This window comes from Thiorhodovibrio litoralis (assembly GCF_033954455.1).
Taxonomy (GTDB): Bacteria; Pseudomonadota; Gammaproteobacteria; order Chromatiales; family Chromatiaceae; genus Thiorhodovibrio; species Thiorhodovibrio litoralis.
In genome coordinates, this window is sequence record NZ_CP121473.1 from 5,121,707 (window position 1) to 5,136,975 (window position 15,269).

The following is a 15,269-nucleotide window of genomic DNA, read 5'->3' on the forward strand; positions in this document are numbered from 1 at the left end:
ACCGGTTACAGGAGCAATCTCCGCATGACCACCAAGGTCTTTATCGTCGACGATTCCGCCGTCGTCCGCCAGGTGCTGACCGAGCAGCTCAACTCTCTCAGCGGCATTGAGGTGATCGGCTCGGCGCGCGATCCAATTTTCGCTCACAAGGCCTTTGAGAAAGGCTGGCCCGATGTCATCGTGCTCGACATCGAGATGCCACGCATGGATGGGCTGACCTTCCTGCGCCAGTTGATGAAAGAACGCCCGACACCGGTCATTATCTGTTCCACCCTCGCCGGCAAAGGCGCCGAGATCACCATGCAGGCGATGAGCGCCGGCGCGGTTGATATCATCACCAAACCCACGGTGGGCTTGCGTCAGTTCCTGGAGGACTCCAAGACCCAACTCGGCGATGCCATCCGCGGCGCTAGCCATGCGCGCATGGACAAGGTCTCGCGGCCAGGGACCCCGGCACCCGCCACCATGAAGCCGACGCCCAAGCTGGCGGCAGACTCGGTGGTGGCCGATCGCAGCTTCAAGCCCCTGTCCACCACCACCGACCGCGTCATCGCCATCGGCACCTCGACCGGTGGCACCCAGGCCCTCGAGTACGTGCTGACGCGTCTGCCGCGCACCGCGCCCGGGATTGTAGTGGTGCAGCACATGCCCGGCGCCTTCACCCAAGCGTTCGCGGAGCGGCTCGATAGTCTCTGTCAGATCCATGTGCGCGAGGCCAAAAGCGGCGACCGGGTCATTGCCGGTCAGGCACTGATCGCACCCGGTACCTCGCACATGCTGCTGCGGCGCAGCGGCGCCCAGTATCTCGTGGAAATTAAGGGCGGGCCCTTGGTCAGCCGCCATCGGCCATCGGTGGATGTTTTGTTTCGCTCAGCAGCCCAGTCAGCAGGCCCCAATGCGATTGGCATTATCATGACCGGCATGGGCGATGATGGTGCTCGCGGCATGGGTGAAATGCACGGCACAGGCGCCCTGACCATCGCCCAGGATGAAGCCACCTGCGTGGTCTATGGCATGCCCAAAGAAGCCGTCAAGCTCGGCGGTGTCGATGGCATTGTTCCTATTTCAGCGATTCCGGGCATCATCACCCAGGCACCGTCGCGGGCGGCCTATCTGCATCACGCGTCACGTTGATGCGCTGCGGCCAGTGCTCGAGCTCCGCCAGAATCTGCTGGCGGCGTGGGTCTGCGGCATGTTCCTGGCGTAACTCGGCAATGCGCTGCCAGTATTGACGCAGACTGAGGCGGTCTGCGGCTGTCTCCTGATGAATGCGCGCCAGCCGCCAGGCATCCCATTGCTCGCGCTCTTGCAGCGTCAAGCTTTCCGGCCAGTTGCGCGCCCGGTAGCGGAACAAGAGCACCGGCAAGCGCTGATCCTGAAACGCGAAATGTGTTGTTGTGAGCTCTTGCGGCGGCAGGCGTCGCACCTGCTCCAGCAAGCGCTGATCGGCATCGGATAAAAACCCGCCGTAGAGCGCTTCATCGGGGTCCTGCTCGCCCTTGGCATCGCCCGGCCGCGCGAAGGCGTCGCGCACTGCGACCGCGACCTGCCTGGATGCTTCGGCATGATCCTGAAACCGTCGGTAATGACGCTCTACCTGGGCGGGATCGATCTCCCAGCGCTCTGCGGCGTCGCCCGAGAGAGTGGCCATGGGCGCAACCATCGGAGAGGCATTGACGCGCAGCTTTTTGAGCGGCAGGCGCCCGACACCCGCCGCCAGATCCTCTGAGCGAGTGAATACCCGTTCGCGAATCGCCTCCGGCACAAGCCCGATCAGTTCGGCCGGGTCCTCGCGCAAGTCCCAGACAATTAGTGCGTTGCGATCATCGGCGCTTGAGGGTGCCACCACCATCACCGGTGCGATGCAGCCGCGCTCGGCCGGGTATTTAGAGGAAACGTGCAGGAGCGGCTTTCCACCGCTGAGCAACTCACGCACCCGCTCCTTGTCGCGCAGTTGGAGGGCATAGCCGAACAACCTCGGCTGCGCGGCCCGCAACAGCCGCGCCAGCGCCAGGGTTGCGCGCACATCGACCAGAGCGTCGTGCGCGCCTTGATGGGCGATGTCGTTGGCGGCGGTCAGGTGCTCGAGCTTGAAGGATGGCTCGCCGCCTGGATGACGCGGCCAGTTGATGCCCTGCGGGCGCAGCGCATGGGCTAGGCGCACCACATCGATCAGATCCCAGCGCGAATTGCCGTTGCGCCAGGCATGCGCGTAAGGATCACGAAAGTTGCGGTAGAACAGGAAGCGCGAGACTTCCTCGTCGAAGCGGATGCTGTTGTAACCCACCGAACAGGTGCCCGGGCGGGCAAGCTGTTGTTGGATGTCGGCGGCGAATTGCGCCTCGATCACGCCCTCGCGCTCGGCCTGCTGCGGTGTCAGACCGGTGACCAGACAGGCCTCGGGGGAAGGGAGAAAATCGTCTGCCGGCTGACAGAAACGCACCAGCGGCGGCTCGGCCGGGCCGAGTTCATTGAGCTCGGCATCGGTGCGCAGACCGGCGAACTGACAGGGGCGATCTCGCCGGGGATCGCGTCCCCAGGTCTCGTAGTCGTACCAGTAAAAAGTCGGTTGCAGTGGCAAGCGGATGAGCGATCGCCGGGATCAGATCCAAGGCAGCGACAGCGGGAAAAGCCGCCGCCGCCGCGCTGCTGGGAAACCCCAGCGGCGCGAAACCGCCGGGATGACGCCCGGCGGCAGTCTTACACCTTTTCTTTGATACGCGCCGACTTACCGGAACGCTCACGCAAGTAGTAGAGCTTGGCGCGACGCACATCGCCGCGACGCTTCACATCGATGTTGGCAATGGCGGGGCTGTAGGTCTGGAATACGCGCTCGACGCCCTCGCCATGCGAGACCTTGCGCAGGGTGAAGGCGGAATTAAGGCCGCGGTTGCGCTTGGCAATGCAGACACCTTCGAACGCCTGCAGGCGCTCGCGGTTGCCTTCTGTCACCTTCACCTGAACCACCACGGTGTCACCGGGCGCGAAAGGCGGCACCTCGCGGGTCATCTGCTCGCGCTCGAGCTCAAGAATTACGTTACTCATTGTTCGATTTCTCCTGAATCCTGCGCGGCGCCCTGCCGAGCCTGAATAAAATCATGCAGCAACTGCTGCTCTTCGCTATCAAGTGTCATATTCGCCAGCAAATCCGGGCGTTTCAGCCAGGTTCGCCCCAGCGCCTGCTTGCGGCGCCAGCGCGCAATGGCGCCATGGTCCCCGCTTAGCAGAACATCCGGCACCCGCACACCGGCAATGTCCTCCGGCCTGCTGAAATGCGGACAGTCCAGCAGACCGTTCATGTAAGAGTCTTCCAGCGCCGAGCGCTCATGGCCCAGGGCTCCCGGCAGCAGCCGGATGACGGCATCCATGACCACCATAGCCGGCAGTTCACCGCCGCTCAGGACATAATCCCCGATCGACCACTCCTGATCGACACAACGCTCGAGCAGGCGTTCGTCGACGCCCTCGTAGCGCCCTGCCAGCAAAATCCACCCCGGAGCCGCTGCGATGTCCTGCATCGCCTGCTGATCGAGCGTCCTGCCCTGCGGCGACAAATACGCCACGCGCGCATCGGGCGAGGCCGCGCGCGCCGCCGCGATGGTCGCGGCCAGCGGCTCATACAGCATCACCATGCCTGGCCCGCCACCATAGGGCCGGTCGTCGACTCGCCGATGCGGGCCAAGTGCGAAATCGCGCGGATTCCACAGGTGCAGATCAGCAATGCCACGGCTTAGCGCGCGCGCCACCACGCCCTCGCCGGACAGAATGCGAAACTGCTCCGGAAACAGCGTGATGACGTCGAAGCGCACGTCAGAAATCCGGGTCCCAGTCGACGCGCATCAGCCCCTGTGCAAAGTCCAATTCGCGCACGACCTGATCCCAAACGAAGGGAATCAGGCGCTCACGCTCGCCGCGCACCACCAGGACATCATTGGCGCCCGTCGCCAATAAGCCATGCACCAGCCCGAGCACCACGCCTTCGGTGGTCTCGACTCTCAGACCTTCCAAATCCGTCCAGTAAAACTCATCAGCCGCCGGCTGCGGCAACTGGCTACGCCGCACCGCGATCTCAGCCCCGACCAGGCTCTGGGCCAGGTCGCGGTCGTCGCAATGCTGCAAGCGAACGATCAGCCCCTTGCCATGCCGCTGCCCCTGCAACACCCGCCATTCGCAGGCATCAGCCGCGGCAAGCTCTCGCCCGCCCGGTGGCGCCTTGGATACGTCCGGCTTAGATGCATCAAGCTTAGATGCACCAGGCTGGCGCACGTTGGGCGCGCCACTCAACAGCCATGGCGAGTACTTGAGAATATTCTCAAGCGGGTCTGTCTCCGAGAGTACCCGGACCCATCCGCGCACGCCGAAAACGCCAACAATGCGCCCGAGGACAACCCGGCGATCAGCGCCCTGAGGTTGATTGCTCGCAGCCATGGCGACGAGCGCTCAGAAAACCAGCCGCGGCTTGTCTGAGTGAGGTTCGGGTTGCTTTCTCAACCTGCTCAGGCAGCCGCCTGAGCTTGTTTGGAAGCCAGCTTTAACAGTTGCGCGACGCGCTCTGTCGGCTGCGCGCCCTGCCCGACCCAATGCTCGGCACGCGCGCGGTCCACCCGCAGGCGCTCCTCGCCACCTTTGGCACCTGGGTTAAAAAACCCAATGCGCTCGATATACTTACCGTCCCGCGTGCAGCGAATATCCGCCACCACGATTTGATAAAATGGCCGCTTCTTGGCACCGCCGCGCGACAAACGAATTTTGACCATGAATGTATAACCTGTTCGAATCAACAATCTCGACCGTTCTCCGAGCGCTCATCCCACGCCGGAACCCTAACCTGAGCCGCATGGACTCATGGAAATGGATCCGGGGCATGGATTCTTTAAGAATGCGTTCATGGCCCGCAGTGGCAGGGACCATGAGCGTGAGGAGCGCTGGGAAAACTATGAATACGTCAAACCATCCAGTTTACCTCGACAGGCGGGATAAATAAACAATAAAGTTTGCGCCTGCGACCTGTGCAGCGGCGTTGACCCGCATAACGCTCGACGCGCGGCTGGCATAGCCCCTGCATCTCGCTTATCATGGCGCGTTCGCTCGCGCGCCCGGAGCAATCCAACCGCGCAATCCAGCCGGACGATTCCCGAAAATCCCGAGGGTGACTCCACCCCGGTCGGGCATGCACAATCATCCGAAAAACAGCAACGGTTTCAGCGAGGTCACTAGATGACGCCCCTGAAGGACCCCTCGTCAAACGCACAGGCATGCTCTCCGTCTGGCGCGCCCCTGTCTGGCTCGCCGCCTGGCGCGACCAAGGCGTCAGACATGACATTGGCCAGCCTGCCACCTGCCCAGGGTCTTTATAACCCGGCCCACGAGCATGATGCCTGCGGTGTCGGCTTTGTCTGCCACATCAAGAACCAGCAAAGCCACAAAATTGTGCAACAGGGGCTCGAGATCCTCCGCCGCCTGACCCATCGTGGTGCAGTCGGCGCCGACCCTAAAGCTGGCGATGGCGCGGGCATTCTGGTGCAGATGCCGGATGATTTCTTCCGCGCGGTTGTCGACTTCGCGCTGCCCGAGCCCGGCCATTATGGTGTCGGTATGGTCTTCCTGCCGCGCGACGAGGCGGCCAGGCAGCAGATGCAGACCACGGTCGAGCAGCATCTGGGCGACGGCGGCCAGACAGTGCTTGGCTGGCGCGATGTGCCGGTCGATAACAGCGATCTGGGCGAGAGCGTCTTGCCCTCGGAGCCGGTCACTCGCCAGGTGTTTGTTGCCTGCGGACCCAACTGCAAGGATCAAGATGACTTCGAGCGCAAGCTGTTTGTCATCCGCAAGCGCATGGACAATGCCATCCGCGCCGCTGGTTTCGACAAGACGGCCTACTACGTGTCCTCCATGTCCTCGCGCACTATCAATTACAAGGGCATGCTGCTGGCCGATCAGGTCGGCAATTATTATCTTGATCTTCAGGACGAGCGCTTTGCCTCGGCGCTGGCGCTGGTGCATCAGCGCTTCTCGACCAACACCTTCCCCACCTGGGACCTGGCGCAGCCTTTCCGCATGATCTGCCACAATGGCGAGATCAACACCTTGCGCGGCAATGTCAATTGGATGGCGGCACGCCGTCACACCATGCGCTCGGAGATTCTCGGCGAAGACCTCGACAGCATCTGGCCGCTGATCCCCGAAGGCCAATCGGACTCGGCCTGCTTCGACAACGCGCTTGAGCTGCTGGTCATGGGCGGCTATTCGCTGGCCCATGCCATGATGATCCTGATCCCCGAGGCCTGGTCCGGCAACAAGCAGATGGACGAGGAGCGGCGGGCCTTTTACGAATACCACGCCGCACTGATGGAGCCATGGGACGGTCCGGCAGCCGTGGCCTTTACCGACGGGCGCCAGATCGGCGCGACACTGGACCGCAACGGTTTGCGCCCCGCGCGCTATCTGGTCACCAACGACGACATGGTCATCATGGGCTCGGAGATGGGTGTGCTCGACATCGCCGAAGAGCGCATCATCAAGAAGTGGCGCTTGCAGCCAGGCAAGATGTTCCTGATCGATCTCGAACAGGGACGCATCATCGACGATGCCGAGATCAAGCACGATCTGGCCCGCGCCCGCCCCTATCGCGACTGGCTGAATCGCACCCAGATCCATCTCGACTCTCTGCCGACCGATGTCGCCCCCATGGCGCCGACCGAAGACGTACTGCTCGACGCCCAGCAGTCTTTCGGCTACACCCAGGAAGACATCAAGTTCCTGCTCACACCGATGGTCCTGACCGGGCAGGAGGCCATCGGCTCCATGGGCGCGGACAATCCGCCCTCGGTGCTCTCGGCACGCTCCAAGCATCTGTCGACCTACTTCAAGCAGAACTTCGCCCAGGTCACCAACCCGGCCATCGACCCGATCCGCGAGGAACTAGTCATGTCGCTGGTGTCGCTGATCGGCCCGCGGCCCAACCTGCTCGCCATTCATGAGGAAGGCCAGGACGACAACTTCCACTGGCGACTGGAAGTCGACCAACCGGTGCTGACGAACGAGGACCTGGAGCGCATCCGTCACATTGAGGACAACTCCGGCGGCGCCTTCCGCACCCAGAATCTCGACATCGTCTACCCGTCGCCCGAGGGTGCCGAAGGCATGGCGGCAGCGCTCGAGCGCTTGTGCAACCAGGCCGAGCAAGCCGTGCTGGCCGGCCACAACATCCTGATCCTGTCCGACCGCGCCGCGAACCGCGATTTCATCCCGATTCCGGCGCTGCTCGCCACCTCGGCCGTGCATCATCATCTGATCCGCCGCGGCCTGCGCACCAGCTCCGGCCTGGTGGTCGAAACCGGCGCCGCGCTTGAGGTGCATCACTTTGCCACCCTGGCCGGCTTTGGCGCCGAGGCGATCAACCCTTATCTGGCGTTCGACACCATTGATGCGCTACTGCCGAAACTACCCGGTGGCAGCGGCGCGCCGGAGAGTTTCGATGAGGCCCAGAGCCGCTACATCAAGGCCGTCGGCAAGGGGCTGAAGAAGGTCATGTCCAAGATGGGCATTTCCACCTTCCAGAGCTACTGCGGCGCGCAGATTTTCGATGCCGTAGGTCTGAACCAAAGCTTTATCGAGCAGTATTTCACCGGCACCACCAGCATGGTTGAAGGCGTGGGCCTTGCTGAAGTGTCGCGCGAGGCGGTGCGTTGGCACGAGCAGGCCTATGGCAACGATCAAGTCCTACTGCACCAGCTCGACGCCGGCGGTGACTACGCCTACCGCCTGCGTGGCGAGGACCATATCTGGACACCGCAGAGCATCACCCAGCTGCAGCACGCGGTGCGCGGCAATGATGCCAAGACCTTTGCCGACTTTGCCCGCCAGATCAATGAGCAGAACGAGCGGCTGCTGACCTTCCGCGGCCTGATGGACTTCAAGTGGGCCGATCAGCCCATCCCCATCGACGAGGTCGAACCGACCAAGGACATCGTCAAGCGTTTCGCGACCGGCGCCATGAGCTTTGGCTCCATCAGCTACGAGGCGCATTCCACGCTCGCGAAGGCCATGAATGCCATCGGCGGCAAGTCCAACACTGGCGAGGGTGGCGAGGAGCCCGAGCGCTTCAAGCCGCTGCCGGATGGCTCCATGAACCCGGAGCGCTCGGCCATCAAGCAGGTCGCCTCAGGGCGCTTTGGTGTCACGGTCGAGTATCTGGTCAATGCTGATGATATTCAGATCAAGGTCGCCCAGGGCGCCAAGCCCGGCGAAGGCGGTCAGCTGCCTGGTCATAAGGTCAATGCCCAGATCGCGCGGGTGCGTCATTCCACTCCCGGCGTGGGGCTGATTTCGCCGCCGCCACATCACGACATCTATTCCATCGAGGATCTGGCCCAGCTGATCCATGACCTGAAAAACGCCAATCCCAAGGCGCGCATCAGCGTCAAGCTGGTGTCCGAGGTCGGCGTCGGCACGGTCGCAGCGGGTGTGTCCAAGGCCCATGCCGATCATGTCACCATCGCCGGCTACGACGGCGGCACCGGTGCCAGTCCGCTGACTTCCATCAAGCACGCCGGCTCCCCGTGGGAGATCGGCCTGGCCGAGACCCATCAGACCCTGGTGCTGAACCGCCTGCGCGGGCGCATCGCGGTGCAGGTCGACGGCGGTCTGCGTACCGGTCGCGACGTGGTCATAGGCGCCCTGCTCGGGGCGGATGAATTCGGCTTCGCCACCGCGCCACTGATCGCCGCCGGCTGCATCATGATGCGCAAGTGCCATCTGAACACCTGTCCGGTCGGGGTCGCCACGCAAGACCCCGAACTGCGCCGGCGCTTCACCGGTCAGCCCGAGCATGTGATCAACTTCTTCTTCTTCATTGCAGAGGAAGTCCGCGAACTCATGGCCAAACTCGGCTACCGGCGCTTCGATGACATGATCGGGCAGATGGATCGGCTCGAGATGCGCCGCGCCATCGACCACTGGAAGGCCATGGGACTGGACTTCTCGCGCATTCTCGCCAAGCCGCAGGTTGGCCCAGAGGTCAAGCTGTTCAACAGCGAGGCGCAGGATCATGGGCTTGAGAAGGCTCTGGATCATGAGCTGATCCGCCAGGCCACCCCCGCGCTGGAGCAAGGGCAACCGGTGCGCATCGAGACGGTGGTAAAGAACTTCAACCGCACCGTTGGCACCATGCTGTCCGGCCGGGTGGCCGAGCGCTATGGCTACACGGGCCTGCCCGATGACAGCATCTTTATCAAAGCACGCGGTATCGCCGGTCAGTCCTTCGGCGCCTGGCTGGCCCATGGCGTCACCATCGAGCTCGAAGGCGAGGCCAACGACTATGTCGGCAAGGGTCTCTCCGGCGGGCGGCTGATCATCTACCCACCTGCCAACTCCAGCATCGACCGTGCCGAGGACAACATCATCGTCGGCAACACCGTGCTTTATGGCGCCATCAGTGGCGAGAGCTTCTTCCGCGGTGTCGCGGGCGAGCGCTTCTGCGTGCGCAACTCGGGCGCCACGGCGGTCGTCGAGGGCGTCGGCGACCATGGCTGCGAGTACATGACCGGCGGCATCATGGTTTGCCTGGGCCCCACCGGTCGCAACTTCGCCGCTGGCATGTCGGGCGGCATCGCCTACGTGCTGGACGAAGACGGCACCTTTGCTGAGCGGTGCAACATGGCCATGGTGGAACTCGAGCCAATTCAGGCCGAGGACGATGCGCTTGAAGCGAGCGCTCACCAGGGTGGTGATCTGGAATCCTTAGGGTTGGTTGATCTCAGCAGTGACATGACCCGCTTCGACGCCCTGCGTCTCAAGCAGCTCATCCTCAAGCACAAGCACCATACCAACTCGGCGGTGGCCGCGCGCATCCTCAACGACTGGCCGCAAATGCTCGGCAAGTTCGTCAAGGTCATGCCGGTCGATTATCGCGGCGCGCTCGAGCAGATGCAGTCGAATCAGCGCCACCCGCCGCCGCCATCGAAGCCTGGGCCCGGTTCAATTGGCGCTTCCATAGGGGGTTCAATAGGGGGCTCGATTGGCGGTACCGTAGAGGGCGCGATCGCGGGTTCCAATCCCCTTTCAGCGAAACCCCTCTCAGAAAACCCCCTTTCAGAAAAACCTTCATCAGAACAGCGGGCTGGAGTTGCGGAAAATGGGTAAGCCAACGGGTTTCATGGAATATGCGCGCGCTGAGCTGGGACTGCAGCCGGTTGGCGATCGCATTGTCCATTATTCTGAGTTCATGCTGCCGCTGCCGGACAGCGAGCTCGCCATCCAGGGCGCGCGTTGCATGGACTGCGGCATCCCTTATTGCCATCAGGGCTGCCCGGTCAACAACATCATTCCGGACTGGAACGACCTGGTCTATCGCCAGGACTGGCAGACAGCGATTGAGGTCCTGCACTCCACCAACAACTTCCCGGAATTCACCGGGCGCATCTGCCCGGCGCCCTGCGAGGCCTCCTGCACGCTCAACATCGACGACGCCCCGGTCGCCATCAAGGCCATCGAGCGCGCCATCGCCGACCGCGCCTGGGACGAAGGCTGGGTCAAGCCCCAGGTGCCGGCGCACCGCACCGGCAAGAAGGTTGCGGTGGTCGGTTCGGGTCCATCGGGGCTCGCCTGCGCCCAGCAACTCGCGCGCGCCGGCCATGCCGTGGCCCTGTTCGAGAAAGAAGACCGCATCGGCGGCCTGCTGCGCTTCGGCATCCCTGACTTTAAGCTCAGCAAGACGCTCATCGACCGGCGCATGGCGCAGATGCGCGCCGAGGGCGTCGAGTTTCACACCAACTGCCATGTCGGCGTGGATGTTCCGCTCGCCGACTTGAAGCGCGACTTCGATGCCCTGGTGCTCTGCGGTGGCTCTGAGAAAGCGCGCGATCTCGACGTTCCCGGGCGCAGCTTCGACGGCATTCACTTCGCGATGGACTTCCTGCGGCCCAACTCCAAGCGGGTGCAGGGCGTCTATGTGCCGGAGGAGGACTTCATCAGCGCCGAGGGCAAGCAGGTTGTGGTCATCGGCGGTGGCGACACCGGCTCAGACTGCATCGGCACCTCCAACCGCCACGGTGCCAAGACCGTCACCCAGATCGAGATCCTCGACAAACCGCCAGCCAAGGAAGACAAAGGCCTGACTTGGCCCAACTGGCCGAACAAACTGCGCACCTCCACCTCGCAAGAGGAAGGCAGCAAGCGCATGTGGAATGTGCTGACAAAAGGCTTCGTCAGCGACGGCGAGAACCGCGTCAAGGCCGTCAAATACGTCCTGGTGCGCTGGGACAAGGACGACAGCGGCCGCTGGCAGATGAGCGAAGTGCCGGGCTCAGAGGCCGAGATGCCCGCCGACCTGGTGCTGCTTGCCATGGGCTTCGTCCACCCGGTGCACGAAGGCATGCTCGATGAGCTGAAAGAAAGCGCCAATCTTGCGCTCGACGGCCGTGGCAACGTCCAGGCCAGCACGGAAGGCGCGCAAGCCTACGCCACCAGCGTCGAAGGCGTCTTCGCCGCCGGCGACATGCGCCGCGGCCAGTCCCTGGTGGTCTGGGCCATCCGCGAGGGCCGCCAATGCGCCCGCGCCGTCGATGAGTGGCTGATGGGGCGTAGCGATTTGCCGCGCTAAGCGCCACTCTTCGTAGCGGCGGTACCCAACAGCTAGCGAGCTCAATCTTCTCGGCGCTATCTTATTTTATAAATCAGTCGAGTCCTTGCGCGGCCAGTCGGTGAGTATGTGAAAGCATGTCTGCGCGTGAAGCATCATCCGCGCCGTCGAGTAACCTTTCTGTTTCAGATGCAAGCCAAGCCAGTCCTTGACGGCACTCATCCGTCAATTGCCTGATCTGCTTCAGCGTGAGCCCGCAGGCGTCGATACCGAAACGCTGCATCTCTTTCAGTGAAACAAACCGCTTTGTGCCCCGCAAGGTGAGTGCCTGCATATCCTTCGGAATATACGCCGTGGTGCAGACCACATCGTAAATCGGCGCCAGGCGCACATCCGTCATGCTTGAATAGAGAACGCCGAAATTCTTCAAATGCGCATCACCGTTTTGCAAAGACTGATTCAATAGCTGCGCCTTGAAAAATTGCGTCATGGCTCGCTGTCGATGCGCGGGACTCACGAATTGCATAATACTCTTGGCTAATTGCTCGTAACTGCCAGTATATTTTTCATCTCGTGACTTGGCTTGCAGCACGCAGAAGTCTTCAAAACCCCAATAGCCTCCGTGAGGATGCCGGTCAAAGCGGCGCATGACAAAAAGCCGCTCGTCTTCGGAAAGGTAAAACTCCGGCACTTCGACCTGTGCTTCTTGTAGACAACGCATACAAAGCCATTCGTTGAGTGCCAGATGGGGATAATCTGATCCCCAGGATTTAACAACAAAGTCTTCGACCCGGAGAGTTGCTTTGTCTAGTAATGGCGTTAGCACTTTGGGTTGGACACCGCTGAGGGGCGAGTTTAAGGCAAACCGCTGCACCAGAGCCTCAAACAGATCGGGCGATGGGCTGTCGAGCACATCCACCAAAGAGAGTTCGGCAGTGGCTGCATGCGCTCTCTCATTCAGGGTCACCCGGCCTTTCAGGCTGGGAGCTAAGAGCGACAACAGCGCAAAGTCATCGGAAATGCCCAACTTGCCAAAGTGCTTTTTAATTACAGCAAGCAAATAGCCCTCGGGCAAATGCATCTCGAACACAGGAAGCAGGCGTCTGTGGGCGTAGCTCTTCGCTCGCACTGGCATGGTCAAGGACACGAAGGCGGTTGAAGCCTGCGTCTTGTAATTGAACACGCACTCACCCTCGGCCACTTGCAGCAGCTCACCGGTGGGCTGGGTGGCGGTGAATGCTGGCAGGCGCTTCATCGCTGGTCGCGCAGTTGCTCGAAGGTCGGAAAGGGCGACTGCGGCATGGGTTCGAGTGCAAACCCCAGGTAATCAAACATCTTCAAAACCTTGCGCAGTCCGACATCGCCAGCACGCCCCTGCTCGAAGGCGTTGATCGTGCTGCGGGAAACAGCCAGATCCTGAGCCATCCGCTGCTGGGTGATGCCCTTGGTTTGGCGTGTGTGCTTCAGAAACTGACCAAGCGTGCAAAAGTCCATTGTCTGAAATATTCGACATAGTGGCTTGATAAGGTGGAAATGTAGCATATTTCGAGCACCCCGGTTGGGTTAGACTCCGGAGATGGTGCGCAGGGCTGGCGCGTGAAACCGTATCTCGACAAGCAGTGAAATCGGCTTGGAAATCGGTCTTTAAGCCTGCCAGGCTGTACGGAAAATAAACCGTATAGAGAAAAAGCATGAATGAAGCTATCGAGCGATTCGACATCCGCTTGCCCGACAACGCCAAGCAACTGCTCATGCAGGCGGCGGACATCAGCGGTAACACCCTGACCGGCCTCGTCTTGAATGCCGCCCTGGACAAGGCCCATGAGCGACACATACATCAACCTACGGTCTTGTATAGGAGAACACCATGAACGACCAATCCAAACAGTATCAGCAACTCATTGCCAAGTGCTGGGCCGACGAGGCATTTAAGCAGCGGCTCCTGGCAAACCCCGCTGAGACGCTCAAGTCCGAGGGTATCGAGGTGCCTGAGGGTGTTCGGGTGCAGGCAGTGGAGAACACTGCGGAGGTCTTTAATCTGGTGATTCCCGGGTGCCCAGCACAGATCGGCGAGGAGGATTTATTGTATGCGGCGGGGGGTGCAGGATGCCCGTACGAGGACTGTGGGGCGGTTGGGGCGGCGGGCACACGACATCATTTGAGGTGAAAGCCACGATTAATGAGCTTCACGTCCGCTCTGCAGAGCTGAGGGTCTCGATCTGCTCGCGCAGGTAATCGCGATCAGCGTCCGGCAAATAGCTCCAGCCGTGGATCAAGTCTTCGCACACCGTTTTGATCTCTTGGCAGAAGTGGGCATCGGGGCGGTGAGGGTCACCGGTCCGGGCCTGGTTATCATAGAAGCAGCCCCCGCCGCACAGGTAGCGAGCCCAGCAGCCCCGGCAGACGGGTAAATTGTCCACCACGGCACGGTGATAGTCGTTCAATTCACCCGCGCGATAGTCATCGAGATGACCGAGGCGGGTCTCCGTCAAGCCGACAAAGCGGTGACAGGGATAGAGCTCGCCACTCACCGAGATCCCAGCTATTCCCCGACCGACACCGCACGCCACCTGGCGCTTCCGGCCACTGACCAGATACTGCAGCAAGGCCATGGCCATGGGCGCTGTATGGGCGACGAGTGTGCGCTCATGCGTTGCGGCGAAGAGCCGGGCCACTTCAGCGCGCTGGTCGGCAAGGAACCGGTCATCGACCGTGATCGGGTCGGGTTGCTCTGCGGTCTTGGGACCGTGCGGCGTTGCATCCGCCAGGATCGCCGGCGATGCCCGAGACAAGCTCAGTGTGGTAAAGCCGATCTCGGCTAACCCCTGGCGAATGGCTGTGGGGTCAGCGTCCTCGCAGAGGGTGGCGCGGGCGGTGAGCTCGGGAAAGACTGCGCGAAGCTTCTGGACGTTGGCGCGGAGGCGTTGGTAGGAACCGCGACCGTTCTTGAACGGGCGCTGGCGATCCTGAATATCCGGGGGGCCATCGCAACTGATCAAAGGGTCGATGTTCTCGGCCTTGAGGTAGGCGATGATCGGGTCGTTGAGCAGGGTGGCGTTGGTGGTCATGTTAAAGTCGACCCGCTTCCCGCGGCTGGCGGCCTGTTCCTTGGCGTAGCTGACCACTTGTTGCAGGAGCGGAAAATTAAGCAGGGGCTCGCCGCCGAAAAAGCCGATGTGGACCTGCCCGGCATCCAGGGAGTTATCCATCAGCCAGTCCACAGCGTTGCGGGCGGTGTCCCAGCTCATGACGCCCTTGTTGCCGTACTCCCCACCCTTTCCGTAGCAGTAGACGCAGCGCAGGTTACAGGTCTGGGTGAGAAAGAGCGCGATGTTGACGACCGGGTAAGGTCGCGCCGAGGTCGGGTCGGCGGTGGTCTCCGGGGCTTGATCGGGGGCCGTCTCTGGCGGCAAAGCGGTGTCTGTCGGCTCGGTCGGCGGGACCAGGCCCGTCTCACGCAGTACCTGCATCAGTGCCTCGGGGATCAGGCTACCCGGGCCGGGTATGAGCCGACGGAGGGTCAGGGCCAAGGCGGGGCGGATGGGGATAGCCACCAGATCGGCCACCCGAAACAGGCTGTAGGTGCCGTCACGCTCGACAATATGATGATCCGCCAGTGTGACGTTGCCGTGGTAACTGCGGCCCTGATGGGTAATTTCGTACGGCCCGAACATGTTTGTCTCCAGTG

General features: G+C 62.0%; 13 protein-coding genes and 1 pseudogene. 5 read left to right on the plus strand and 9 right to left on the minus strand.

What is annotated here, in order from left to right; genetic code table 11:
* Positions 1–24: 24 nt before the first annotated feature.
* Positions 25–1,134, plus strand: coding sequence for a protein-glutamate methylesterase/protein-glutamine glutaminase (locus tag Thiosp_RS23160; protein ID WP_201068300.1), 1,110 nt, complete (start codon positions 25–27; stop codon positions 1,132–1,134).
* Here the strand turns inward: Thiosp_RS23160 and sbcB are convergent.
* From sbcB to rpsP, 5 genes are all read right to left on the minus strand, one after another.
* Positions 1,085–2,581, minus strand: a complete 1,497-nt coding sequence (gene sbcB / locus Thiosp_RS23165; protein WP_323696725.1) for an exodeoxyribonuclease I — start codon at positions 2,579–2,581, stop codon at positions 1,085–1,087. The two genes, Thiosp_RS23160 and sbcB, sit on opposite strands and share 50 nt — an antisense overlap.
* A gap of 119 nt (positions 2,582–2,700) precedes the next feature.
* Positions 2,701–3,045 (minus strand): 50S ribosomal protein L19, encoded by a 345-nt coding sequence (gene rplS, locus Thiosp_RS23170; protein WP_200283915.1) that lies wholly within the window; start codon positions 3,043–3,045, stop codon positions 2,701–2,703.
* The gene (gene trmD, locus Thiosp_RS23175; protein ID WP_201068301.1) at positions 3,042–3,809 is read right to left on the minus strand and encodes a tRNA (guanosine(37)-N1)-methyltransferase TrmD; all 768 of its coding nucleotides are present in this window, start codon (positions 3,807–3,809) and stop codon (positions 3,042–3,044) included. The genes rplS and trmD overlap by 4 nt, the downstream gene beginning before the upstream one ends.
* A 1-nt stretch (position 3,810) precedes the next feature.
* Entirely contained in the window at positions 3,811–4,428 is a 618-nt protein-coding gene (rimM, locus tag Thiosp_RS23180; protein ID WP_201068302.1) for a ribosome maturation factor RimM, read from the minus strand.
* A gap of 68 nt (positions 4,429–4,496) precedes the next feature.
* The gene (rpsP, locus tag Thiosp_RS23185; protein WP_201068303.1) at positions 4,497–4,757 is read right to left on the minus strand and encodes a 30S ribosomal protein S16; all 261 of its coding nucleotides are present in this window, start codon (positions 4,755–4,757) and stop codon (positions 4,497–4,499) included.
* A gap of 559 nt (positions 4,758–5,316) precedes the next feature.
* Here rpsP and gltB point away from each other — a divergent pair.
* A complete protein-coding gene (gltB, locus tag Thiosp_RS23190; RefSeq protein ID WP_242518819.1) occupies positions 5,317–10,143 on the plus strand; it encodes a glutamate synthase large subunit in 4,827 nt (1,608 codons plus the stop codon).
* Entirely contained in the window at positions 10,136–11,602 is a 1,467-nt protein-coding gene (locus Thiosp_RS23195) for a glutamate synthase subunit beta (RefSeq protein ID WP_201068304.1), read from the plus strand. The genes gltB and Thiosp_RS23195 overlap by 8 nt, the downstream gene beginning before the upstream one ends.
* Positions 11,603–11,675: 73 nt before the next feature.
* Here Thiosp_RS23195 and Thiosp_RS23200 read toward each other — a convergent pair whose 3' ends face one another.
* Together Thiosp_RS23200 and Thiosp_RS23205 are read right to left on the minus strand one after the other, a co-directional pair.
* Positions 11,676–12,836 carry a type II toxin-antitoxin system HipA family toxin gene (locus Thiosp_RS23200; protein ID WP_201068305.1) on the minus strand — a complete coding sequence of 387 codons (1,161 nt, stop codon included), beginning with the start codon at positions 12,834–12,836 and terminating at the stop codon, positions 11,676–11,678.
* Entirely contained in the window at positions 12,833–13,123 is a 291-nt protein-coding gene (locus tag Thiosp_RS23205) for a helix-turn-helix domain-containing protein (protein ID WP_201068306.1), read from the minus strand. Before Thiosp_RS23205 ends, Thiosp_RS23200 begins: the two co-directional genes overlap by 4 nt.
* A 149-nt stretch (positions 13,124–13,272) precedes the next feature.
* On the opposite strand from Thiosp_RS23205, the gene Thiosp_RS23210 reads away from it, so the two are divergent.
* Entirely contained in the window at positions 13,273–13,452 is a 180-nt protein-coding gene (locus tag Thiosp_RS23210; protein WP_242518821.1) for a type II toxin-antitoxin system TacA family antitoxin, read from the plus strand.
* The gene (locus tag Thiosp_RS23215; RefSeq protein ID WP_201068307.1) at positions 13,449–13,748 is read left to right on the plus strand and encodes an NHLP leader peptide family RiPP precursor; all 300 of its coding nucleotides are present in this window, start codon (positions 13,449–13,451) and stop codon (positions 13,746–13,748) included. Before Thiosp_RS23210 ends, Thiosp_RS23215 begins: the two co-directional genes overlap by 4 nt.
* Positions 13,749–13,767: 19 nt before the next feature.
* Here the strand turns inward: Thiosp_RS23215 and Thiosp_RS24890 are convergent, their stop codons facing one another.
* Together Thiosp_RS24890 and Thiosp_RS24895 are read right to left on the minus strand one after the other, a co-directional pair.
* On the minus strand, positions 13,768–14,199 hold the full coding sequence (locus tag Thiosp_RS24890; RefSeq protein WP_407702807.1) for an SPASM domain-containing protein: 432 nt from the start codon (positions 14,197–14,199) through the stop codon (positions 13,768–13,770).
* 318 nt (positions 14,200–14,517) lie between these two features.
* A pseudogene (locus Thiosp_RS24895) lies at positions 14,518–15,255 on the minus strand (radical SAM protein); the annotation flags it as partial.
* Positions 15,256–15,269: the final 14 nt, after the last annotated feature.